The organism is Corynebacterium urealyticum DSM 7109 (assembly GCF_000069945.1).
In the GTDB taxonomy this organism is placed as follows: domain Bacteria; phylum Actinomycetota; class Actinomycetes; order Mycobacteriales; family Mycobacteriaceae; genus Corynebacterium; species Corynebacterium urealyticum.
The window spans coordinates 1,555,778-1,577,931 of record NC_010545.1 but is presented as its reverse complement, the minus strand read 5'-3'; the positions used below and the strand labels follow the sequence as shown (position 1 = coordinate 1,577,931).

The window sequence follows — 22,154 nt, the reverse complement described above, 5'->3', positions numbered from 1 at the left end:
GGATAAAACTCACCGTGGCCCGTGACTATTACGGCATTCTTGGCGTGGACCATAACGCCACCGATTCGGAGATCAAGAAGGCTTATCGCAAGGTCGCCCGCAAGTACCACCCGGACGTCAACCCGTCCGAGGACGCGGCGGAGAAGTTCCGGGAGGCAACCCTTGCCCAAGAGGTTCTCCTTGACCCGCAGAAGCGCCAGATTGTGGACGCCGGTGGCGACCCAGAGGAGCCGGGCTTCGGCCAGCCGGGCGGCGGCGGTGGATTCGGCACCGGCGGACTGGGCGATATCTTCGACGCCTTCTTCGGCGGTGGCGGCGGGGGAGCGGGCCAGCGCGTCCCCCGTGTGCGCCGCGGCAACGATGCGCTGCTGCGCATCTCGCTGAGCCTGGAGGAGATCTACTCCGGCATCAAGCACGAGGTCACCGTGGACACCGCAGTGCTGTGCGAGCCCTGCGAGGGGACGGGGTCTCAGTCCAAGTCCGAGGCGGTGGGCTGCCCCACCTGTCACGGGCAGGGCCAGGTCATGGAGGTTCAGAACTCCATCTTGGGCCGCGTGCAGGTCGCCCGCCCGTGCCACCGCTGCGGCGGTACCGGCGAGATTATTGAGGATCCGTGCGAGAACTGCCAGGGCGATGGCCGGGTGCGCGCTCGCCGGGACATCGCGGTGAATATCCCGGCCGGTATTTCCGACGGCATGCGCATCCGCATGACCGGTGAGGGCGAGGTCGGCCCGGGCGGCGGCCCGGCCGGTGACCTCTACATCGAGGTCCAGGCCGAGGAGCACCCGATGTTTATCCGCGAGGGCGATAACCTGCACGTCACCATCTCCGTCCCGGCAGTGGACGCCGCGCTGGGGACGAAGACCTCGCTGGAGCTGCTGGATGGCAGCAATGAGTCGGTGGAGATCCCGGCCGGCACTCAGCCGGACGAGCAGATCCGCCTGTCTGGCCAGGGCATGCCGCACCTGCGCCGCGAGGGCCACGGCAACCTGATCGTCCACGTGGACGTCACCGTGCCGACCAACCTGAGCCACAAGCAGCGGGAACTGCTGGAGCAGCTGCGCGACCACTCCAAGGAGGACGTGGCCGTGAACACGAAGGGTGGACAGCACAGCGGCCTGTTCTCCCGGCTGCGCAAGCACTTCTCCCGCGCCTAAAGCGGCGCAATAAGGCCGATAAGGCCGGCCTAGCTCAAGCATCCGTGCACCGGCTCAACCAGCCGAGCCACCAGCGGAAGAAGCGGAAAGAATCTAGTGACAGAATCAGTGTTCATCCAGCCCCTGCCTCAGGGTGTCGCGGTCGGTGATTCCGTTCAGCTTACCGGGGCAGAGGCGCGGCACAGCCAGGTCAAGCGCATTGCCGACGGGGAGGCGGTCATCGTCAGTGACGGTGCCGCCACCGCTGTGCGCGGCACGTTCTCGTCTGCGGGAGTGCACGTTTCGGAGCTGCTGGAGTTGCCGCAACCCAGTCCTCGGGTGACGATCGTTCAAGCGTTGCCGAAGTCCGACCGCTCCGAGCTGGCGGTGGATCTGATGGTCCAGGCTGGGGCGGATCGCATCATCCCATGGGCGGCCAGCCGCTGCATCGCCCGCTGGGACAAGAAGGAAGATAAGGCGCTGGCTCGCTGGGAGAAAACCGCCTTCGCAGCCACCAAGCAGTCCCGTCGGCTCGTTCTTCCCGAGATCACCGGGCTGTTGCGCAATCTCACCGACCTACCGAAGCTGGTGCCGGGGCTAGCGAGCCCCGCGAGCACCGCGCGCCTCGGGATGCTTCACGAGGACGCCCGCGGCAGCTTCCGCACCTTCGTTGAGGGTGCTGCCGATGTAGAGGACATCGTCCTGGTCATCGGGCCAGAGGGCGGCATCGCTCCGGAGGAGCTGGCGACCCTCGAGGAGCTCGGCGGCCAATCGGTCGTCCTCGGCCCCGAGGTGCTGCGCACGGCCACCGCCGGCGCGGTGGCGCTGGGTGCGATTGGCGCCCTCACGGACGCTGGGGCGCGGTAGGATAAAGCCCATATGGTTCCTCATAATGTCCGCACCCACGGAGCCCACGCAGCGCAATCACCACGCCCGCGAGTCGCCAGCTCCACCCTCGAACTTCCCCCAGAAGCCGTGCTGGCCATCTCCGGTCCAGCAGATGAGAATCTCAGGATCGTCGAAGACGCCGTCGACGCAGACATCCTGACCAGAGGCAACCACCTGGTCTTGCGAGGCGAGGCCAGCGAGGTGAGCCGCACCCGCAAGATCCTGATGGAGATGGCCGCCATCGCTGATCACGGCCAGGCCGTCACCCCGGACGTCACTCGCCGCATCATCGAAATGCTCGACGAGCAGGGCGCAGTACTGAACTACAAGGCTGCCCCCATCGTCAGCTACCGCGGCAAGGCGGTGCGGCCGAAGACCCTTGGCCAGGAAGAATACGTCGAGGCCATCGACAACTACTCGGTCGTCTTCGGGCTCGGCCCCGCAGGCACGGGCAAGACCTACCTGGCGATGGCCAAGGCAGTGCAAGCGCTGCAGGCCAAGGAGGTCACCCGGATCATCCTGACCCGGCCAGCAGTGGAGGCGGGGGAGAACCTCGGTTTCCTGCCCGGCACCCTGGGCGACAAGATCGACCCCTACCTGCGCCCCCTCCACGACGCGCTGCGGGAGATGGTGGACCCCGAGATCATCCCGCGACTCATGGAATCCGGCGTCATTGAGGTCGCCCCGCTGGCCTATATGCGCGGCCGCACGCTGAACAACAGCTTCGTCATCCTGGACGAGGCTCAGAACACAACGCCCGCGCAGATGAAGATGTTCCTCACCCGGCTGGGTTTCGGGTCGAAGATGGTCATCACCGGCGACCTGACCCAGGTGGACCTGCCGAAGAAACAGCGCAGCGGCCTGGCCGCCAGCCAGGAGATCCTGGACGGGGTGGACGGCATCCGTTTCGCCGAGCTGAGCAGCAATGACGTCGTCCGGCACCGGCTGGTGACCCGCATCGTGGACGCCTACGAGCGCTTCGAGGCCGAAGAGGAGCTCGCCCGCTTGGACCGTGAAGAACAACAGGAATGGAGAACCCGCTAGTGAGCATCGAGGTTTTTAACGAATCCGGCTGGGGCGAGATCAACGAGGAAGAGCTGATCGACGTCGCCCGCTACACGCTGTGGACCATGGACGTCCACTCCAGCGCGGAGCTGTCCATCCACATCGTGGACGAGGAGACCATCGCCGACCTGCACCTGCGCTGGCTGAACCTACCGGGCCCGACGGACGTCATGAGCTTCCCGATGGATGAGCTCACCCCGGGCTGGGGCCGCAAGGACGGCCCGCCGGTCTCGCCAGCGATGTTGGGCGACATCATGCTCTGCCCGAGCTTTGCGAAGGGGCAGGCTGAGCGCGCCGGCCACTCCCTGGCCCACGAGCTGGACCTGCTGACTGTGCACGGCGTGCTGCACCTGCTGGGCTTCGACCACGTAACCCCGGAGGAGGAGCAGCAGATGTTCTCCATCCAGAACGAGGTCCTGGCGAATTGGTACGACTCCCAGGAGGAGCGCGGCGTGAAGTTCGGCCCGAAGCCGAGCGGTGCCGCGGCATTCCCGAGTGCGGCGGACCGGGACGACTCCGGTTCCGGCAGTTCCTTTAGCTCCGGGCTAGAAACCGAGCCGAAGTAAATGGACACCTGGATATTAGCTGGCACTATCGGCCTGATCCTCGCGCTCGCGGTCAGTGCGGTGTTCTCCCTGGCTGAGACCGCACTATCCTCGCTGTCTCCGGCGAGGGTCGAAACACTCGTTAAGGACGAGCGCCCGGGGGCTCGCCACCTGGCTAAGGTCATGGCCCGCCGCGCGGAGCACATCAACCTGCTCGTCCTGCTGCGCACCCTGTGCGAGGTCACGGGCACGGCATTGATGGCGGCGGTGTTCGTCGAGGCTTTCGAGCTGCAGGCCTTGTCACTGATCGCCGCTATTCTGCTGACGGCGTTCATCAACTTCGTCGTCATCGGCGTGCTGTCTCGTACTTTGGGACGTCAAAACCCCTACTCCGTTTCCCTGGCCGCAGCCCCATTCCTTCTGGGGGTGAACCGGGTCTTCGGTTTTCTCGCTCGCGGGTTGGTGCGCGCCGGATCGGTGCTCTCCCCGGGTCGTGGTTTTAGGGATGGTCCGTTCGCCTCGGAGATCGAGCTGCGGGAGATGGTGGATATCGCGACGGAGCACGGCATCGTGGAGACTGACGAGCGCAGGATGATCCAGTCTGTCTTCGATCTGACGAATACGACTGCCCGTGCAGTGATGGTGCCACGCACGGAGATGGTGTGGATCGAGGACAGCAAGTCCGCAGGCCAGGCGACGAGCCTGTGCGTGCGCTCCGGGCTGTCCCGCCTCCCGGTGATCGGCGAGGACGTCGACGACATTGTCGGAATCGTCTACCTCAAGGACTTGGTTGCGCAGACGTACCACGACCAGGACGCCGGCCGTCATACGCCGGTGACCGAGGTGATGCGCAAGCCGAACTTCGTCCCCGATTCCCGGCTGCTTACCGACCTGCTCGAGGACATGCAGCGCGACCAGGTGCACCTGACAATGCTGGTCGACGAGTACGGCGCGGTCGCAGGCCTGATCTCCATCGAGGACATTCTGGAGGAGATCGTCGGCGAAATTTCTGATGAGTACGACGCCGACGAGGACCAGCCGATCGAAAGTCTGGGCGATGGCCGTTACCGGGTCAGCTCCCGGCTCCCTCTGGGCGAGCTGGAAGAGCTCTTCCGTGAGCAGAGCTATGAGGGGGCGCACCACGGCGAGCAGAAAGACTCTTCCCGCGCCGAGTCCGGACATGGGGAGGCCGGCCACCATGAACGCGGCGGAGCAGGATCCTGGGAGGACCGCAGCTGGGTTCCGGAGCGGGCCACGGAGATCGAATTCAGCGAGGAGCAGCATGACCAGGCCGATACCGTGGCCGGGCTGGGCGCCCTCGAGCTGGGCAAGGTGCCGATGCCGGGGGCGGAGATCACCACTGCTGGGCTGCACCTGGTCTTCGAGGGCGGCCACAACAAGAAGGGGCGCTACATTGTGAAATCCGCCGTCGTCAGCCGGGTGGCCCCGGGGGAGGAGCAGGCCGCTGAGGAAAGCGCCGAGGCGGTGGGCCAGGCCGGTTCCGGCGAGGCTGCCCCGCGGCGCGATGATTCCGCCCCACGGCCTGCAGTAGGGCAGAATGGGGAGGGTGACTAGCGAGATGATTTTCCCCGATGAGTCGATGCTCCCCGCCGACGCTGCTGCCAGCCCGGCAGCAGGCAACCCCGCGACCGAAAGTGCGGGTGCTGGGCTCGGCTTCGACACGCCCGAGGGCTTCCGCTCCGGCTTCGTGAGCTTCGTGGGCCGGCCGAATACCGGAAAATCCACGCTGACCAACGCCCTGGTCGGGGAGAAGATCGCCATCACCGCCGATCAGCCGGAAACCACGCGCCACCCGATCCGCGGGCTCGTGCACCGGCCGAAGGCCCAGATCGTCGTCGTGGACACTCCGGGCCTGCACCGGCCACGCACCCTGCTGGGCGAGCGGCTCAACGACGTGGTCAAGGAAACCTACGTGGACATGGACCTGATCTGTGTGTGCGTGCCAGCCGACGAGAAGATCGGCCCCGGCGACCGCTGGATCGTGGAAAACGTCCGCCAGGTCGCGCCCAAGGTGCCGCTAATGGGCATCGTCACCAAGACCGACAAGGTCTCCAAGGACAGGGTTGGCCAGCAGCTGCTCGGCCTGCACGCCATGCTCACCGAAGCGCTCGACGGCGCCGAGGTGGACGTCGTCCCTCTTTCCGCCCAGGATGGATTCCAGCTGGACACCCTGGTGGACGTCATCGCTGAGAAGCTGCCCGAGGGACCGAAGTTCTACCCGGATGACCACGTCACCGACGACGACACCGAGACCCGCATCGCCGAGCTGATCCGCGAGGCCGCACTGAGCGGACTGGAACACGAGCTGCCGCACTCGGTGGCTGTGAAGGTCGACGAGATCCTGCCGTCCCCGACCAGGGAGGGTGTGCTGAACGTGCACGCGGTGATCTACGTGGAACGGGAGGGCCAGAAGGCCATCCTGCGGGGCCGCAATAACCGCCGACTGTCTCGGATCGTGCACAACTCTCGCCTCCAGATCATTGAGATGCTGGGGCAGAACATCTACCTTGACGTCCGCCTGAAGGTGGCGAAGAACTGGCAGTCTGACCCGAAGGCATTGGAGCGCATGGGCTTCTAAACCCCCGCCCGGCCCGGGCACTGGGCGCGTCGCGACACACCAGTGCGAGCGTGCATCCAAGGAGTACACATGGATAATCCCGAGAAACAACCTTCCGACTTCTCGCCCCGCACCCCGGGCGAGCTGACACCTGAGCAGGCCCGGCAGGCCAATGAGACCTTCCTGCAGGGCCAGGGCATGGACCACAGCGCACCGGAATACCGTGGCAGCGCCGAGGACCACAGCGTTGGGGTACACCCTGGCGTGGACTACTCCTCGCGTGCGCAGTTCGCTAGCGATGATGCGCGCTACCCGGTGGGTCAGGATCCGCAAGGCGGCAGCTTCTTCGGCGCACTGTTCGATTTCAGCTTCCGCCGCTACGTCACCCCGAGCGTGGCCCAGGTGCTGTACATGGTGCTCTTCGTGGTCATCGGTGTGGCCGCCGGCCTGGCACTGCTGGGCGCGGTGAGCGTGTTCTTCTCCGGCCAGCCGCTGGGCTTCAGCCTGCTGGTCTTCGTCCTGGCTGTCCCGCCGATCGTGCTGATTACGGTGGCGGTGCTGGCGCTGTCCCGCGTCTACCTGGAGGTCGCGGTCTCCCTGATCCGCACCTCTCAGTCCGTACAGGCCATCGACGCGCGCCAGGAGCAGCGCCTGCGGGCCATGGAGCAGGATCAGGCGCAGAACCAGAACCCGGGGCAGAGCCATGGCGAGCAGAACTAGCGAGCCTGCGAAAGCGGAGGGATTCCTCCGTACGCTGACGGATTTCGGCTTCAACCGTATCCTTTCCCCCGGCTTCATCCGGGTGCTCTACATCCTGGGCATCGTGATCATTCTGGTGAACGCGGTGGTTATGACCTTCGGTTCGATGATCGGGCTGAGTGGGGTGGGCATCTCCATCAACGGCTTCGATGGTTCCGAGTTCTTCACCAGCTCTCCGGAGATCAGCTTCGAGCCGAACGTGGCCAATGTTCTGGTTTCCGGCGTGCTCTACGCTGTCCTCGCCTTCATCGAGATCGCCCTGCTGCGCGTCGGTTTGGAGATGGTCGCCGCCATCGCCGCGACGGCCACGGCCTGGCAGCGGATCCGTCGCCGCTCCGACGCGCACCCCGAGCTCATCGTCTAAGTAGCTGCCTCACGCGGTAGCCTGTCAGCCATGTCATCTTTCTCGCCTCGCCCGAACTTCCGGGACGAGGCTTTCGTCTTGCGCAGCTACAAGCTGGGGGAGGCCGACCTCATCCTCGTGCTGCTGACCCGCAGTCACGGGGTGGTGCGCGCGGTCGCCAAGGGCATCCGCAAGACGAAGTCCCGCTTCGGGGCCCGCCTCGATCGTTTCTCGAAGGTCAACGTGCAGGTCTACCGGGGCCGCAGCCTCGGCAAAATCACGGACACCGCCTCCCTGGCTAGTTACGCCGGCCCCATCGTCGCGGACGTGGACAAATACTTCGCCGGGGCCGCGATGCTGGAGCTCGCCCAGATCCTCTCCACCGCGGAAGGGTCCTCCGAAGCCGTCTTTTCTAGCTTGGACGCAGGCCTCGCCCTCCTCGCCGGAACTGACCCAGCCACCCCAGAGCTGCCCCCAGTGAGCGTGGCCGATCGCTTCGTCCTCCACGGGCTCGCAGAAGCTGGCTGGATGCCCAGCCTCGTGGACTGCGCCCAATGCGGCCGTCCCGGGCCACACCGGGCCTTCCATCCGCGCGCCGGGGGCAGCGTGTGCGTGCTCTGCCGCCCACCGGGTTCGGCCACCCCTCCCCCCGAGGCGGTGCGCCTGCTGTGGCTGCTGGCTCACGATCGGCTGGCAGTGGCTGCCCAGGTCGCGGCCAACCCCGGCAACGTGCGGGTGGCTCACGAACTGCTGTTGGCGCACGTCCGCCAGCAGCTGGAGGTCGCCTGCCCGGCCTACGCGGCCCTGTGAACCGATCGGAACCGGCCGGGAAGAATCATCCGCCAGCCGGTGGCGTCGTCCCCACAACAACGGGGTGACCGCGGGAGGGGATAACGGATCCGCGAGGTGGGGCTGGCACAATGGCTGTTGTGAAGAACGAAACCGCAACCCGAGAACAGATCGCCAGCCTGCCTACTGGACTTGTGCCGCGGCACATCGCGCTGGTCATGGACGGCAACGGTCGCTGGGCACAGGAGCGCGGCCTGGCACGGACCGAGGGGCACAAGCGAGGGGAGTCGGTGCTGATCAGTCTGGTGGAGGAGTGCCTGGAGCTGGGTGTCGAGGCGCTCTCCGCCTATGCCTTCTCCACGGAGAACTGGCGGCGCTCGGCCGAGGAGGTGCGCTTCCTCATGGGCTTCAACCGCGATGTGCTGCGCAAACAGCGCGATTACCTGGACTCCCTTGGGGTGCGGATCCGTTGGGTGGGTCGCCGACCGCGCCTGTGGCGCTCGGTGATTAGCGAGCTGGAGCGCGCGGAGGAGCAGACGAAGCACAACACCCGGATGACGCTGTACATGTGCATCAATTACGGTGGCCGCGCGGAGATCGCGGATGCGGCGAAGGCCCTGGTGGCGGAGGCGAATCAGGGGCGGATCAAGCCCCGGGATGTCTCGGAGAAGGATTTTTCCCGCTACCTCGACGAGCCCGACATGCCGGACGTGGACCTGTTCCTGCGCCCGTCGGGGGAGCAGCGGACCAGCAACTTTTTGATCTGGCAGTCGGCTTATGCCGAGATGGTTTACCAGCAGGTGCTCTTCCCGGACTACACCCCGGCTCACCTGCGCGGGGCGATCTGGGAGTTCGCTTCGCGGGATCGCCGTTTCGGTGGCGTGAAGTAGGATTGCTCTCTGGTTTTCTTTTCTGCTTCTCTGATTTTTTACGACGTCGCCGCCGCGGCGTGAGGAAGGCGTGATGGTTCGTGGTTGATCAGCCGGATCAGCGGCCCAACGAGCAGCCTGACGGGCTGCCGGCTGAGCAACCAGTGGAGCAGCCGACCAAGAAGCAGATCGCCACGTGGCGGCGCTATCTCGCTGACGAGCGGGCAGAGGGGGCCGTGTACCGCGAGCTGGCGCGCAAGAAGACGGGGGAGGAGCGCGAGATCCTGCTGGGCTTGGCGGAGGCGGAAGCCCGGCATGAGGCCTATTGGCGCGCCCGGTTGGGGGAGTACGTTGGACTGCCGCAGAGGGCCAGCTTCAGCACCCGGATGCACGCCTTCTTGGCGGAGCGCTTCGGTTCGGTGTTCGTGCTTGCTCTGCTGCAGTCGGCGGAGGAACGCCGCAGCGGGGTGGCGGACATTGACGCGGCGGATTCCATCCTCGCGGACGAGGCTATTCACGCCGAGGTTGTCCGCGGTCTGGCGGCGCGTGGCCGGGCGCGGATGTCGGGGGACTTCCGGGCAGCGATCTTCGGGGCCAACGACGGGCTAGTGTCGAACCTCGCCCTGGTGCTCGGCATGGTGGGCACCGGCGCGTCCTCCAACGTGGTGTTGGTGACCGGTATCGCCGGGCTGCTTGCCGGTGCGCTGTCCATGGCGGCCGGCGAGTATGTGTCGGTGTCCAGCCAGCAGGAGTTGCTCGCGGCTAACGCCCCGGCGAAAGACACGGCGGGAGCGGTGCCCAAGCTGGACGTGCGGGAAAATGAGCTGGAGCTGGTCTACCGCGCCCGCGGCATGGCGCCAGAGGAGGCCCGGGCGAAGGCGCAGCGGGTCTTCGAGGAGATCCTCTCCTCCCCTGCGGTGGATGTGGAGCTGCCCCACGAGACTGCGCATCACGAGGTTGCGGCCCACGAAACTCCTCCCCACGAGTCTTCGGCGGAGGCAGCCCCGGAGGACGAGGAGTCCACGGGCTCTCCGGTATCCGCTGCGGTGTCGAGTTTCCTGCTGTTCTCCCTGGGGGCGATCGTGCCCGTGCTGCCGTACCTCTTCGGCGCGGGCGGTCTGAGCGCTGCGGTGATCGCCTGCGTGCTGGTGGGCCTGGCGCTGCTGCTGACCGGCGGGATCGTGGGGCTTCTCTCCGGCGCCTCTCCGGCCAAGCGCGCGTTCCGTCAGCTGGCCATCGGCGCCGGCGCCGCTGCGGTGACCTACGGTCTGGGGTCCCTCTTCGACGTCAGCGTCTAGTTCTTCTGGGTCTTCTTGGCGGCGCAGTCGGCGCAGAGGCCGAAGACGTCAGCGGTGTGGCCAGTCTTCTGGAAGCCGTACTTCTTGGCGACGTCACGGGCCCAGTCTTCAACTGGGCCGCCGTCGATTTCCACGGTGGTGCGGCAGTCGTTGCACACTAGGTGATGGTGGTGAGTATCCATGGCGCAGCGCCGGTAGAGGGTTTCCCCGGACTCGTTGTTGAGAGTGTCGATCGCCCCCATCGCGGACATCTGCTGCAGGGTGCGGTAGACCGTGGTGAGTCCGACCTTCTCGCCCGCCGCGACGAGGCGCGCGTGGATGTCCTGGGCGCTGGCAAACTCCTCAACCTGTTCGAGCATGGCGACGACCGCCGCGCGCTGCCGGGTGTTGCGTTGACCGATGCTGATTCCACCGGTGGAGTTCTTGCTGACCATGAATTGAAGCCTAGCCCTGCCGGCGCTGGTTTTCAATAAGTTGTCAATAGCGGGCCCGTGATTCGGTGCTGCGGGGGGAGGGGGCGCACTGAAACACCGAATTGCCATATCGGTTAAGATGGCCTGTGGTAAGCGACTGCCCTGGTGCCCAGGAATGCACGTCGCGCAACAGTGCAAGAAATTGCAGAGCAGAGTTCGTTTTTAAAGGAGAGCGTCCCAGCATGGCAGGAAAAGTAGATGCCGTTGTCAACCTCGCGAAGCGCCGCGGCCTGGTTTACCCCTGTGGTGAGATTTACGGCGGTACCCGCTCTGCGTGGGATTACGGCCCGCTGGGCGTGGAGCTCAAGGAGAACATCAAGCGCCAGTGGTGGCGCTCAATGGTGACCAGCCGCGGCGACGTCGTCGGCCTGGACAGCTCCGTCATCCTCCCGCGCCGCGTGTGGGAGGTCTCCGGCCACGTGGACGTCTTCACCGACCCACTGGTCGAGTCCCTCTACACCCACAAGCGCTACCGCGCCGACCACCTGCTGGAGGCCTACGAGGAGAAGCACGGCCACCCGCCGGCAAACGGCCTGGCCGACATCAACGACCCGGAGACCGGCCAGCCGGGCAAGTGGACCGAGCCGCGCGCCTTCTCCGGCCTGATGAAGACCTACCTGGGCCCGGTCGACGATAAGGAAGGCCTGGCCTACCTGCGTCCGGAGACCGCACAGGGTATCTTCACGCAGTTCAAGAACGTCATGAACTCCTCCCGCCAGAAGCCACCGTTCGGTATCGCCCAGATCGGTAAGTCCTTCCGCAACGAGATCACCCCGGGCAACTTCATCTTCCGTACCCGCGAGTTCGAGCAGATGGAGATGGAGTTCTTCGTCGAGCCGGGCACCGACGAGGAGTGGCAGGAGTACTGGATCGAGCAGCGCCTGAACTGGTACGTCAACCTGGGTATTGACCGCGAGAACCTGCGCCTGCGCGAGCACACCGAGGACGAGCTGTCCCACTACGCCAAGCGCACCGTGGACGTCGAGTACGCCTTCCACTTCACCGGCTCCAAGTGGGGCGAACTCGAGGGCATCGCCAACCGCACGGACTACGACCTGAAGACCCACTCCGAGGGCTCCGGCGAGGATCTGTCCTACTACGACCAGCAGAAGGAAGAGCGCTGGATCCCGTACGTCATCGAGCCGGCCGCCGGCCTGGGCCGCTCCCTGATGGCCTTCCTCGTCGACGCCTACACCGAGGAGGAGGTACCGAACGCTAAGGGCGGCACGGACACCCGCACCGTCCTGAAGCTGGACCCGCGCCTGTCCCCGGTGAAGGTCGCCGTCCTGCCGCTGTCGAAGAAGGAGACCCTGACCCCGACCGCGGAGAAGATCGCCGACAAGCTGCGCGGTCTGTGGAACATCGACTACGACACCTCCGGTGCCATCGGGCGCCGCTACCGTCGTCAGGACGAGATCGGCACCCCGTACTGCGTGACCGTCGACTTCGACACCCTGGAAGATAACGCCGTCACCGTCCGCGAGCGCGACACGATGGAGCAGGAGCGCGTCTCCATCGACGAGCTCGAGGGCTACCTCGCACAGCGCCTGGCTGGCTGCTAATGAACAGCGACATCCGATGGGGCGTGCCCAGCGACGGGCACACCTTCCCGATCTACGCCGGCCCGGCGGATGACATGGACCGCATCGCGGAGTTCGCCGACGAGCGCGGGGTGCAGCACATCCGCTTCGGCGGCGACACCTGGCGGCTCACCGCCGACGAGGGACCGGAGGCACAGGCGGAGACCCCGACGGGCACCTGGACTGCGAAGGGGAACAGCGATAAGTTCCACACCGCGGACCGGGTGACGATCAACGCGGACCGCCACGAAATCGGAATCATCGCTGAATCCCGCCGCAACTTCGTCCTCGACATCGATGGCGAGAAGGCGGGGCAGTACAGTTCCGACAACCGGGGCCTGCGCAACCTCCACGTGGAGTTCGAAGGGCCGGGGGAGAAGCTGCCGCTGGATGTCCAGGTCTTCGTATCCTGGGTTGCCCGGCGTACCCTGGAAACTCGAGTGATTCGAACCACGGGGATGTTGACGATGGCGCTGGCTATTTGCGTGGTCATCGCGATTGTCGTCTGGTTCACCACCTAGCCGAAGAATAAAATTCTTAAGGAGCATCATCAATGCCAAGTGGTCGCAAACTCATCCGTAAAGCGGTGAAGTACGGGGCACTGGCCGCCTCTGCTGTCGCGGCGGTGGACATCGTCCAGCCCAAGCACGCTATTCGCCGTAACTACCCGGTCCTGGGCCGCGCCCGCTGGCTGATGGAATCCATCCGACCGGAGATCCAGCAGTACTTCGTCGAGTCCAACACCGACGGCCGCCCGTTCGACCGCGTGACCCGCACGATGGTCTACCAGAACGCCAAGAACATCCCGGCGGAGGAGGCCTTCGGTACCCAGCGCGACCTCTTTGTGCCGGGCCGCGACCACCTGCTGCACTCCACCCACCCGGTGCCGGCCCGCACCGATGCGCCACTCGTGCGCCTCGGCGGCCCGGAGTGCACCCAGCCCTACGACATCTCCCTGTTCAACATCTCCTCGATGTCCTTCGGCTCCCTGTCCGCCAACGCCGTGCTCGCCATGAACAAGGGCGCGGCGATGGGCGGCTTCATCCAGGAAACCGGTGAGGGTGGGCTGACCAAGTACCACCTGGAGTACGGCGCGGACCTGATCTGGGAGATCGGCTCCAGCTACTTCGGCTGCCGCACCGAGGATGGCCACTTCGACCCGGAGCAGTTCCGCGTCAAGGCGAACTACCCGGAGGTCAAGGGCATCCTCATCAAGCTCAGCCAGGGTGCCAAGCCCGGCATGGGCGGCATGCTGCCGGGCCACAAGGTCACCGCGGAGATCGCCGAGGCCCGTGGCATCGAGGAGGGGCAGGACTGCCTCTCCCCGGCGTGGCACTCCGAGTTCGACACCCCGCTCGAGCTGATGCACTTCGTCAAGAAGCTGCGCCGCCTGGCCAATGGCAAGCCGGTGGGCATCAAGTTCTGCGTGGGCTCCCGCCACGAGGTGCTCTCCCTGTGTAAGGCGATGCTCAAGGCGAAGACCGCGCCGGATTGGATCACCGTCGACGGTGCCGAGGGCGGCACGGGCGCGGCCCCGCTGGAGTTCCTGGACCGTGTGGGCACCCCGCTGACCGAGGGTCTGATGATCGTCCACAATGCCCTGGTGGGCACGGGTCTGCGTGACCAGGTCGCCGTCGGCGCTGCCGGCAAGGTCGTCGGCGGTGCGGACATCATCCGCCGCCTCGCGATCGGCGCGGACTTCACGATGTCCGCCCGCGGCATGATGATGGCCGCCGGCTGCATCCAGGCCAAGAAGTGCCACGACAATACCTGCCCGACTGGTGTGGCCACCCAGAACCCGTGGCTCTCCCGCGGCCTGGACGTGGACAGCAAGGCCGAGCGTGTGGCGAACTACCACCGCAATACGCTGAAGTCCACCACTCGCATTCTGGGAGCCATGGGTCTGCATGACGTCAGCCAGCTGGGACCCGGCCACCTGGTGCGCCGCGTGGACCAGACCCAGGCCCGCCCGTATGAGGATCTCTACCCGTGGCTCGAGCCGGGCAGCCTGCTGGAAGGCAAGGCTCCGGACGACTGGCAGCGTGACTACGACCGCGCGACCTACGACCAGTACTCGATGCTGCCGCCGGTGCAGGGCCGTGTGCGCCGCCCGGGCCACCACTTCTTCGCCGAGGGCAACGTCGGCAGCATCTAGGGGCTAAACGCCCCGTGGGCTGGGGTGGTTCTGCCGGTGCGAGCCACCGGGGTACTGCAGCCCACGGGGACGGAGACAGGACTAACGGAGCGCGAGATGCAGCGGTATCAGTACACGGAGCACGACTGCGCGCGCCGTCATGGCGTCGCACCGAAGACCCTGGGGCTGGAGGGATCGGTCCCGGATGGCCGGGAGGACTTCGACCGCGACCGGGCGCGCGTCCTGCACTCCGCAGCGCTGCGCCGCTTGGCTGATAAAACGCAGGTCGTGGGGCCGGGCTCGGGGGATACCCCGCGTACCCGGCTGACGCACTCCCTGGAGGTCGCCCAGATTGCCCGCGGCATCGGCAAAACCTTGGGTGCGGATCCCGACCTCGCGGACCTGGCGGGGCTGAGCCACGACATCGGCCACCCGCCCTATGGCCACAACGGCGAGCGGGCCCTGGACGAGGCCGCGGCCAGCATCGGCGGCTTCGAGGGCAACGCGCAGACGCTGCGCATCCTGGCTCGTCTTGAACCGAAGACCCTCGGGGAGGACGGCACCTCCTATGGGCTGAACCTCACCCGCGCCGCCCTGGATGCGGCGTGCAAGTACCCCTGGGGACCGACCGCCCCGGACGGCACCCCGCGCCGCAAGTACAGTGCCTACGAGTCCGACCTGCACATCCTGGAGTGGATCCGGGAGGGTGCGCCTGAGGGGGCGCAGTGCCTGGAGGCACAGATCATGGACTGGTCGGACGATGTTGCTTACTCCGTCCACGACGTCGAGGATGGCATGCTCTCCGGGCGCATTACCCTGGGTGTGCTGTGGGACCTGGTGGAGCTGGCCGCGCTCGCGGACAAGGGAGCGCACCACTTCGGCGGGGAGCCCGAGGAGCTGCTGGCCGCAGCGGATCGCCTGCGGCAGATGCCGGTGGTCTCCCGGGCCGCGGACTTCCGCCACAGCCTGCAGGACCTGGTCGCGCTGAAGTCCATGACCTCGGAGTTGGTCAGCCGCTTTGTGACGGCCGTGGTCACGGCGACCCGCCGGGAGTACGGCACCGGACCGCTGGGCCGCTATGCGGCGAACCTGGTCATTCCCGCGGAGGTTAAGGCCGAGGTCACGCTGCTGAAGTCCATCGCCGTGCTCTATGTGATGGACGAGAAGCTGCACCTAGCGGAGCAGGATCGCCAGCGGGAGCGCATCTTCCGCGTCACGGAGTTCCTGGCCCGTGGCGGTGCCGGGGCGCTGGATCCGGTCTTCCGGCTCTGGTATGAGAACGCGGCCACCGAGGTGGAGCGCCGACGCGTGGTCATCGACCAGGTTGCCTCGCTCACCGAATCTCGGCTGGAGCGCTTGGACGCCTCCGCTGCCGGTATCAGCGCAGCGTGGGCATAGTGGTTTCTTCGCGTTAATCCTCGGCGTCGGGGATCTCGCAGAAGCTTTCGAAGTGGTCGGAGGTGTAGTACCAGACCTTAGGGTCGGTCTCCGTGCCACCGCCGACGACGAGGCGGCGCTCGCCCCGGTGGTTCAGGCCCGGGGTTTTGACGGTGTACTCGCGGTAGTAGCTGGACTTCTCCTTCGGTAGGAGGCCCTCGTAGTTGCCGAAGTGCTTGCCGTCGTGCGGGCCGTCGTCGGAAGGGGCGCCGGTGAGGATGTCCTCGATCTGCTCCCGGGCCTCCTCCGGCAGGGTGTCCACCGCGCACTCGGAATCAGCAGCGCTATCCGCGCCCGGGTTCTGCTGGGCAGCGTTGGAGGACTGCCCGGACTGGGAGCTGCCACCCTGGCCGCCGCCGGCGTTATCGTCATCGCCGAAGAGACCGAGTTGGCTCGCCCCGGCCAGCGCCAGGGCGACGACCACGCCGCCGACCGTTCCGTACTTACCAGCTTTAGGACCGTTGTTCTTCTGCGCCATAACAGCCAGTTATACCGGGCGGGGTAGGGCTAGTTGCCCACCGGGGTGATCGGCAGGCGCAGCGCGGCCGGGGCGGTGGCAGGAACCATCGGGGAGGCCGGCTCCACGGCCTCGATGCGCTGATAGCCCTCGGACTGCTCCGGCCGCGGGTCCTCCTCGCCCTTATTCGGCCACATCGCAGCGGCGCGCTCCGCGTTGGCGGTGATGGACAGAGAAGGGTTCACGCCGGGGTTGGCGGCCATGGACGAGCCGTCGACCACGAATAGATCCGGCAGCCCCCACACGCGGTGATAGGGGTCCACCACGCCGTCGGCCGGGGAGCTGGAGATTGAACAACCGCCGAGGAAGTGGGCGGTCAGGGGGATGTCGACCACCTCGGACCACACCCCGCCTGCCAGGCCACCCTTGCGCAGGGAGGCCAGGATGCGGGTGGCCTTATTGCCCTCCGGGATCCAGCTGGGGTTCGGCTCGCCGGTGCCCTGCTTGGAGGTCAGCCAGGTGAACTTCCCGAGCGTGCGCGGGTAGGTGGTCAGCGAGTTATCGCGGGACTGCATCACCAGGTTGATCACCGTGCGCTGCGACCAGCGGCGCAGGTTCACCAGGCGAGGGATCTGGCGGAACTGGAGAACCAGCTGGCGGAGGAACTCGAGCACGCGGGGGCGCAGTTTGTCGCCGTCGGTCATGAGGGTCTGCAGCAGGCCCATGGAGTTCGAGCCCTTGCCGTAGCGGACTGGTTCAATGTGGGTATCCGGGGCGGGGAAGTAGCTGGAGGTGATGGCCACGCCCTCGGAGAAATCCCACTCCGGGTCGTACTTTTTGAACTGCGCGCCGAGCAGGGCCTCGGAGTTGGTGCGGGTCATCGTGCCGAGGGAGTCCGGCAGCTGCGGTAGGTTGCCGTTGATCTTCTGCCGGTGCAGTAGGTTCTGGGTGCCCCACGCACCCGCGGCGACGACGACCTTGTCCGCGGTGAATCGGCGGGTCTTCTTCTTGCCCAGCAGGCCTCCCGTGGTCTTCGTATCCACGTTCCAGCCGCCGCCCGGTTTGCGGGTGATGTCGGTGACCGTGGTCAGCGGGTGGACCTCGGCCCCGCCCTTCTCGGCGAGGTAGAGGTAGTTCTTCAGCAGGGTGTTCTTCGCCCCGTGGCGGCAGCCGGTCATGCACTCGCCGCACTCGTGGCAGGCGGTGCGCTGCGGGCCTGCGCCACCGAAGTAGGGGTCCTCCACGGTCTGTTTCGGCTTGCCGTTCAGCCCCACCTTTTCGCCGAAGAATACGCCCACCGGAGCCATGCGGAAGGTATCGCCCACGCCGAGTTCCTCGGCGGTCTGCTTCGAGAGTTTGTCCGCCGGGGTCATGGTGGGGTTGGTGACCACACCCAGCATGCGGCGTGCCTGGTCGTAGTAGGGGGTCAGCTCGTCCTTCCAGTCGGTGATGTGTGCCCACTGCTTATTGCGGAAGTACTCGTCCTCGGGCTGGTAGAGGGTGTTGGCGTAGTTCAGCGAACCGCCGCCGACACCGGCGCCGGCGAGGATCATGACGTTGCGCAGCAGGTGGATGCGCTGGATGCCGTAGCAGCCGATCACGGGTGCCCAGAGGAACTGCTTGAGGTGCCAGGAGTTCTTCGCGAAGTCCTTGTCCGCGTAGCGCTTGCCGGCCTCGAGGACACCGACCTTGTATCCCTTCTCGACGAGGCGTAGGGCGGTGACGGAGCCGCCGAAGCCGGAGCCGATGATGAGGACGTCGTAGTGGGTTGCGGTCATGGCGACCTACCTTCCCGGGTCTGTGGTGCACGTGATGGGTAAACATCGTGGCAAATAAGTATGTCAGGGAACCTATGTTAAAAAGCTGGCCCGGTTTTGTCTGGCGAATGGGCGTTCCGCTCGGCCGCATCCCGTATCTGCCGGGTGTATTAGCATGTCCCTTATGGCTAAGGGCAGGATCCCGGAGCGGGACATCGAGGCGATTCGCGAGGCAACGCCGATCGAGGAGATCGTGGGGGAGTACGTCCAGCTCACGCCCGGCGGCGTCGATTCCATGAAGGGATTAAGCCCGTTCAAGGATGAGAAGACCCCGTCCTTCCACGTCCGCCCGAACAAGGGCTACTTCCACTGCTTCTCTACCGGCGAGGGCGGGGACGTGTTCAGCTTCCTCATGAAGATGGAGCACCTGACCTTCCCGGAGGCCGTGGAGCAGGTCGCCGAGCGCATCGGTTACCGCATTAACTACGAGGGCGGCGGCCCGGGGAGGCGGGAGAAGCCCGGCACCCGCCAGCGACTGGTCGCGGCGAATAAGGCGGCCTTCGAGTTCTACCGGGAGCAGTTCGCCTCGGACGTCCAGGGTGCGGATGTGGCCCGTCAGTTCCTCATCGACCGCGGCTTCACCCAGGAGCATGCGGATCAGTTCGGCTGCGGCTACGCCCCGCTCGGCTGGGACACCCTCACCAAGCATCTGCTGCGCAAGGGCTTCGAGTTCCAGGAGCTGGAGGCCGCTGGCCTATCCCGCATGGGATCCAAGGGGCCGATCGACCGTTTCCATCGCCGCCTGCTGTGGCCGATCCGTTCGGTGGCAGGTGACGTCATTGGTTTTGGCGCCCGTAAGTTGTTTGAGGACGACAAGCTGGGCAAGTACATGAACACCCCGGAGACCTTGCTGTACAAGAAGTCCAAGGTGCTCTTCGGTATCGACCAAGCCAAGCGCAGCATCGCGCAGAAGCACCAGGCCGTGGTGGTGGAGGGCTACACGGACGTCATGGCCATGCACGCCGCGGGAGTGGACACGGCGGTGGCCTCCTGTGGCACGGCCTTCGGCTCCGAGCACCTGGCGATGCTGCGGCGCTTCATGCTGGACGACCGCTACTTCCGCGGCGAGATCATCTACACCTTCGACGGCGACGAGGCCGGCCAGAAGGCCGCGCTGCGTGCGTTCGAGGGTGATCAGCAGTTCACCGGCCGCAGCTATGTCACCGTCGCTCCGGGCGGCCAGGATCCCTGCGATATCCGCCTGGAGCGTGGCGACGAGGCGGTGCGGGAGCTGGTCTCCAACCGCATCCCCATGTTCGAGTTCGTGATCCGCACTCTGCTGGAGGGTTACGACACCGCCGCCGTGGATGGCCGTGTCCACGCGATGCGGCGGATCATCCCGGTGCTCGCCGGGATTAAGGACGACGCCCTGCGCGACGAGTACTCCCGCCAGGCCGCCGGTTGGGTGGGTTTCGACGACCCGGACGACATCGTGGCCCAGGTGCGCGAGGAGGCCCGGCGCGGCCGGACGGAGAAGCCGAAACTGGAGCTCAAGCGCGGGGCGGCGCGCCGGGAAAGGCTCGCGGAGAAGGGTGGTCAGGCAGGTCCGGGCGCGGCGAACCAGGGCGGTGTTCCTGGCGGAGAGGATTCCGGCGGTCACCTGCGGGTCGTGGCGGGCATGGAGCGCCCGGACCCGAAGGACGAGTTGTTACTGGGTATCCGCGAAGTCCTAAAGCTGGGGCTGCAGGAGCCGGAGCTGGCGGGGCAGATCTTCGACCTCATGCCGCCGGAGAGTTTCCTGCACCCGACGTATATCGCGATCGTCAATGCGATGGCCGCGGCTGGTGGTGCCGCCCAGGCCAAGTCCGGTTCGGGGTGGCTGGACGCGGTGAGTAACAACGTGCCGGATGCGATGGGGCAGGCCGTGGTCTCGGAACTCGCGGTGGAGGACCTGCAGTGCCAGCAGGAGCGGCTGCCGTACTATGCCTCGGCGATCATGGCCCGGATGCAGGAACGCTGGGTGAGCAACGAGGTTGCTGAGCTGCGCGCGCAGATGCAGCGGATGCGGCCGGACGAGGACAAGGAGGCCTATATGGCCACCTTCGCCGACCTCACCGCGCTGGAGAAGTACCGGCGCTCGCTCAACGAGCGGGCCAACGCCTACGGGGATTTCACCTTCGGCAACTAATTCGCCCACCGCTCATAGGTTGTACGGCGGGCATCCCGTCCGCGGGTCAGCGCCGGCGACGGTGCGGCCGGCGAGCAGCGGAAGAGGGACGAGACCCTAGCTCTAGCGAGCCCTAGCGGGGCTTCTTGGGGGGGCGGGGGCGCTTGAACTCGGACGCGGAGCGTAGCGGACGGTCATTGGGGTGGGCGTCGTCCGGCTCGACGATGCTGTGACCATCGGCCAGCGAGCTTCGGGTGCTGGCGTTCAGGTCGCGCACCTCGTGCATGCGCGGGTCCGGGTCCAGGCGATTGGCCAGCGCCTTGCGGCTGGCACGGAGCGCGGACTGGGCGACCTCAGAGTTGATCGCGGTCTCATAGCCGCGCCGGATCTGCTCGTAACGGCGACGCCCGGCCTTGGTTCCCATCAGATAGCCGGCTGCGGCCCCGACAACGAACTGGATCATGAAGTTCAAGCCCTCCCAAACGTGGTGTGCACTCGGCCACCGCCTGCCCGGATGTTCGTCGGCGGCGGTGGAGCTGTGAAAGCCTAGTCTACGTCATAACCCCGCCGCGGGAATCAGCTTCGCCCGAGCGCGGGGGGCTTAGATGCTACCGGCAAGTACGCCGCGGGGCGCGAGGTGGGAAATTATGCCACGATGGAAAGTGCAAGTCAGCGCCACGCTGCGGGTTTGACGTCCTAAAAATGACGGAACGTGGCAGCGGTGGCGCCAGAAACGTAGATACAGCAGGAGGAAAGCATGACACAGAGCGTTAAGGCAGTGGTCTCGCGCGGCAAGGGCGACCCGGTGGAGCTGGTGGATATTCAGATCCCCGCCCCGGGCGCGAATGATGTGGTTGTGCAGGTGCAGGCCTGCGGTGTGTGCCACACCGACCTCGCGTACCGCGACGGCGGCATTACGGACGACTACCCCTTCCTGCTGGGCCACGAGGCCGCGGGTGTGGTCTCGGAGGTCGGTGAGGACGTCACCCACGTCGCCGTCGGCGATTATGTGGTGCTGAACTGGCGCGCGGTGTGCGGCGAATGCCGTGCCTGCAAGAAGGGCCAGCCACAGTACTGCTTCGATACCTTCAACGCCTCGAAGAAGATGACGCTGACCGACGGCACCGAGCTGGAGCCCGCCCTGGGCATCGGTGCGTTCGCGGAGAAGACGCTGGTCCACGAGCGTCAGTGCACGAAGGTGGACCCGGAGGCGGACCCGGCGGCTGCGGGTCTGATGGGCTGTGGCGTGATGGCCGGCCTGGGTGCGGCGGTGAATACTGGCGAGATCCAGCGCGGCGAGTCCATCGCCGTCATCGGCCTGGGTGGCGTGGGCATGGCTGCCGTCGCTGGTGCCGAGGTCGCCGGAGCCAGCACGATCATCGCGATCGATATCTCCGAGGATAAGCTCACGCGCGCGAAGGAAGAATTCGGCGCGACCCACACCATCAATTCCCGCGGCCTGTCCACCGACGAGCTGGTGGAAAAGGTCCAGGAGCTCACGGGCGGTTTTGGTGTGGACGTCGCCGTGGATGCGGTGGGAGTCCCGGAGACCTTCAAGCAGGCCTTCTACATCCGCGACCTGGCTGGCCGCGTGGTGCTGGTGGGCGTGCCGACCCCGGAGATGACGCTGGAGCTGCCGTTCCTGGACGTGTTCTCCCGCGGTGGCGCCCTGAAGTCCAGCTGGTACGGCGACTGCCTGCCGGAGCGGGACTTCCCGACCTATATCGACCTCTACCGCCAGGGCCGTTTCCCGCTCGACCGCTTCGTGGACGAGCGCATCGGCATCGCGGACGTGGAGGCCGCTTTCGAGAAGATGCGGGGCGGCGAGGTCATGCGCTCCGTGGTGGAGTTTTCTTAAAACCCCTTGCTGCGGGGTTCG

The 22,154-nt window shown here is 66.2% G+C and carries 20 protein-coding genes and 1 pseudogene; 17 read left to right on the top strand and 4 right to left on the bottom strand.

The window, feature by feature from the left end; genetic code table 11:
• Positions 1 to 14: 14 nt before the first annotated feature.
• From dnaJ to CU_RS06685, 11 genes are all read left to right on the top strand, one after another.
• Entirely contained in the window at positions 15 to 1,157 is a 1,143-nt protein-coding gene (gene dnaJ / locus CU_RS06735) for a molecular chaperone DnaJ (RefSeq protein WP_012360583.1), read from the top strand.
• A 96-nt stretch (positions 1,158 to 1,253) separates the two neighbouring features.
• The gene (locus CU_RS06730; RefSeq protein WP_041628494.1) at positions 1,254 to 2,003 is read left to right on the top strand and encodes a 16S rRNA (uracil(1498)-N(3))-methyltransferase; all 750 of its coding nucleotides are present in this window, start codon (positions 1,254 to 1,256) and stop codon (positions 2,001 to 2,003) included.
• Positions 2,004 to 2,015: 12 nt separating this feature from the next.
• Entirely contained in the window at positions 2,016 to 3,068 is a 1,053-nt protein-coding gene (locus tag CU_RS06725; RefSeq protein WP_012360581.1) for a PhoH family protein, read from the top strand.
• Positions 3,068 to 3,655: an rRNA maturation RNase YbeY gene (ybeY, locus tag CU_RS06720; protein WP_173362359.1), complete on the top strand. Its 588-nt coding sequence runs from the start codon at positions 3,068 to 3,070 to the stop codon at positions 3,653 to 3,655. The genes CU_RS06725 and ybeY overlap by 1 nt, the downstream gene beginning before the upstream one ends.
• Positions 3,656 to 5,209, top strand: a complete 1,554-nt coding sequence (locus CU_RS06715; RefSeq protein WP_012360579.1) for a hemolysin family protein — start codon at positions 3,656 to 3,658, stop codon at positions 5,207 to 5,209.
• Positions 5,193 to 6,233, top strand: a complete 1,041-nt coding sequence (era, locus tag CU_RS06710; RefSeq protein WP_012360578.1) for a GTPase Era — start codon at positions 5,193 to 5,195, stop codon at positions 6,231 to 6,233. The genes CU_RS06715 and era overlap by 17 nt, the downstream gene beginning before the upstream one ends.
• Positions 6,234 to 6,302: 69 nt before the next feature.
• Positions 6,303 to 6,932, top strand: a complete 630-nt coding sequence (locus CU_RS06705) for a DUF4282 domain-containing protein (protein ID WP_012360577.1) — start codon at positions 6,303 to 6,305, stop codon at positions 6,930 to 6,932.
• The gene (locus CU_RS06700) at positions 6,916 to 7,335 is read left to right on the top strand and encodes a DUF4282 domain-containing protein (protein WP_012360576.1); all 420 of its coding nucleotides are present in this window, start codon (positions 6,916 to 6,918) and stop codon (positions 7,333 to 7,335) included. The genes CU_RS06705 and CU_RS06700 overlap by 17 nt, the downstream gene beginning before the upstream one ends.
• A 30-nt stretch (positions 7,336 to 7,365) precedes the next feature.
• The gene (recO, locus tag CU_RS06695) at positions 7,366 to 8,124 is read left to right on the top strand and encodes a DNA repair protein RecO (protein ID WP_012360575.1); all 759 of its coding nucleotides are present in this window, start codon (positions 7,366 to 7,368) and stop codon (positions 8,122 to 8,124) included.
• Positions 8,125 to 8,234: 110 nt separating this feature from the next.
• On the top strand, positions 8,235 to 8,993 hold the full coding sequence (locus tag CU_RS06690) for an isoprenyl transferase (RefSeq protein ID WP_012360574.1): 759 nt from the start codon (positions 8,235 to 8,237) through the stop codon (positions 8,991 to 8,993).
• Between the two features lie 80 nt (positions 8,994 to 9,073).
• On the top strand, positions 9,074 to 10,270 hold the full coding sequence (locus tag CU_RS06685; RefSeq protein WP_012360573.1) for a VIT1/CCC1 transporter family protein: 1,197 nt from the start codon (positions 9,074 to 9,076) through the stop codon (positions 10,268 to 10,270).
• Here CU_RS06685 and CU_RS06680 read toward each other — a convergent pair.
• A complete protein-coding gene (locus CU_RS06680) occupies positions 10,267 to 10,812 on the bottom strand; it encodes a Fur family transcriptional regulator (protein ID WP_012360572.1) in 546 nt (181 codons plus the stop codon). The two genes, CU_RS06685 and CU_RS06680, sit on opposite strands and share 4 nt — an antisense overlap.
• 113 nt (positions 10,813 to 10,925) lie before the next feature.
• On the opposite strand from CU_RS06680, the gene CU_RS06675 reads away from it, so the two are divergent.
• The 4 genes and pseudogenes from CU_RS06675 (at position 10,926) to CU_RS06660 (ending at position 15,855) form a co-directional block, all read left to right on the top strand.
• Positions 10,926 to 12,305 carry a glycine--tRNA ligase gene (locus tag CU_RS06675; protein ID WP_012360571.1) on the top strand — a complete coding sequence of 460 codons (1,380 nt, stop codon included), beginning with the start codon at positions 10,926 to 10,928 and terminating at the stop codon, positions 12,303 to 12,305.
• A complete protein-coding gene (locus tag CU_RS06670) occupies positions 12,305 to 12,844 on the top strand; it encodes a hypothetical protein (RefSeq protein ID WP_012360570.1) in 540 nt (179 codons plus the stop codon). The genes CU_RS06675 and CU_RS06670 overlap by 1 nt, the downstream gene beginning before the upstream one ends.
• Before the next feature lie 32 nt (positions 12,845 to 12,876).
• Positions 12,877 to 14,217 (top strand): annotated as a pseudogene (locus CU_RS06665) (FMN-binding glutamate synthase family protein); the annotation flags it as partial.
• Positions 14,218 to 14,574: 357 nt separating this feature from the next.
• Entirely contained in the window at positions 14,575 to 15,855 is a 1,281-nt protein-coding gene (locus tag CU_RS06660; protein WP_012360568.1) for a deoxyguanosinetriphosphate triphosphohydrolase, read from the top strand.
• A 13-nt stretch (positions 15,856 to 15,868) separates the two neighbouring features.
• On the opposite strand, the gene CU_RS06655 is transcribed toward CU_RS06660, so the two are convergent.
• The gene (locus tag CU_RS06655) at positions 15,869 to 16,372 is read right to left on the bottom strand and encodes a guanyl-specific ribonuclease (RefSeq protein WP_012360567.1); all 504 of its coding nucleotides are present in this window, start codon (positions 16,370 to 16,372) and stop codon (positions 15,869 to 15,871) included.
• Positions 16,373 to 16,401: 29 nt separating this feature from the next.
• Positions 16,402 to 18,129 carry an FAD-dependent oxidoreductase gene (locus CU_RS06650; RefSeq protein ID WP_012360566.1) on the bottom strand — a complete coding sequence of 576 codons (1,728 nt, stop codon included), beginning with the start codon at positions 18,127 to 18,129 and terminating at the stop codon, positions 16,402 to 16,404.
• Between the two features lie 163 nt (positions 18,130 to 18,292).
• Between CU_RS06650 and dnaG the strand changes: the two genes are divergently transcribed.
• Positions 18,293 to 20,296 carry a DNA primase gene (gene dnaG / locus CU_RS06645; protein ID WP_407919456.1) on the top strand — a complete coding sequence of 668 codons (2,004 nt, stop codon included), beginning with the start codon at positions 18,293 to 18,295 and terminating at the stop codon, positions 20,294 to 20,296.
• 112 nt (positions 20,297 to 20,408) lie between these two features.
• Here the strand turns inward: dnaG and CU_RS06640 are convergent, their stop codons facing one another.
• The gene (locus tag CU_RS06640) at positions 20,409 to 20,738 is read right to left on the bottom strand and encodes a hypothetical protein (protein ID WP_012360564.1); all 330 of its coding nucleotides are present in this window, start codon (positions 20,736 to 20,738) and stop codon (positions 20,409 to 20,411) included.
• A 294-nt stretch (positions 20,739 to 21,032) separates the two neighbouring features.
• Between CU_RS06640 and CU_RS06635 the strand changes: the two genes are divergently transcribed.
• Positions 21,033 to 22,133, top strand: a complete 1,101-nt coding sequence (locus tag CU_RS06635; RefSeq protein ID WP_012360563.1) for an S-(hydroxymethyl)mycothiol dehydrogenase — start codon at positions 21,033 to 21,035, stop codon at positions 22,131 to 22,133.
• The last annotated feature ends 21 nt before the right edge of the window (positions 22,134 to 22,154 follow it).

Excerpts from the sequence above, each read along its gene's own strand:
- CU_RS06725 (WP_012360581.1), top strand. The coding sequence starts at position 2,016 with ATGGTTCCTCATAATGTCCGCACCCACGGAGCCCACGCAGCGCAATCA.
- CU_RS06715 (WP_012360579.1), top strand. The coding sequence starts at position 3,656 with ATGGACACCTGGATATTAGCTGGCACTATCGGCCTGATCCTCGCGCTC.
- era (WP_012360578.1), top strand. The coding sequence starts at position 5,193 with ATGGGGAGGGTGACTAGCGAGATGATTTTCCCCGATGAGTCGATGCTC.
- CU_RS06705 (WP_012360577.1), top strand. The coding sequence starts at position 6,303 with ATGGATAATCCCGAGAAACAACCTTCCGACTTCTCGCCCCGCACCCCG.
- CU_RS06700 (WP_012360576.1), top strand. The coding sequence starts at position 6,916 with ATGGCGAGCAGAACTAGCGAGCCTGCGAAAGCGGAGGGATTCCTCCGT.
- recO (WP_012360575.1), top strand. The coding sequence starts at position 7,366 with ATGTCATCTTTCTCGCCTCGCCCGAACTTCCGGGACGAGGCTTTCGTC.
- CU_RS06690 (WP_012360574.1), top strand. The coding sequence starts at position 8,235 with ATGGCTGTTGTGAAGAACGAAACCGCAACCCGAGAACAGATCGCCAGC.
- CU_RS06680 (WP_012360572.1), bottom strand. The coding sequence starts at position 10,812 with ATGGCAATTCGGTGTTTCAGTGCGCCCCCTCCCCCCGCAGCACCGAAT.
- CU_RS06675 (WP_012360571.1), top strand. The coding sequence starts at position 10,926 with ATGGCAGGAAAAGTAGATGCCGTTGTCAACCTCGCGAAGCGCCGCGGC.
- CU_RS06670 (WP_012360570.1), top strand. The coding sequence starts at position 12,305 with ATGAACAGCGACATCCGATGGGGCGTGCCCAGCGACGGGCACACCTTC.
- CU_RS06660 (WP_012360568.1), top strand. The coding sequence starts at position 14,575 with ATGCAGCGGTATCAGTACACGGAGCACGACTGCGCGCGCCGTCATGGC.
- CU_RS06655 (WP_012360567.1), bottom strand. The coding sequence starts at position 16,372 with ATGGCGCAGAAGAACAACGGTCCTAAAGCTGGTAAGTACGGAACGGTC.
- CU_RS06650 (WP_012360566.1), bottom strand. The coding sequence starts at position 18,129 with ATGACCGCAACCCACTACGACGTCCTCATCATCGGCTCCGGCTTCGGC.
- dnaG (WP_407919456.1), top strand. The coding sequence starts at position 18,293 with ATGGCTAAGGGCAGGATCCCGGAGCGGGACATCGAGGCGATTCGCGAG.
- CU_RS06640 (WP_012360564.1), bottom strand. The coding sequence starts at position 20,738 with ATGATCCAGTTCGTTGTCGGGGCCGCAGCCGGCTATCTGATGGGAACC.
- CU_RS06635 (WP_012360563.1), top strand. The coding sequence starts at position 21,033 with ATGACACAGAGCGTTAAGGCAGTGGTCTCGCGCGGCAAGGGCGACCCG.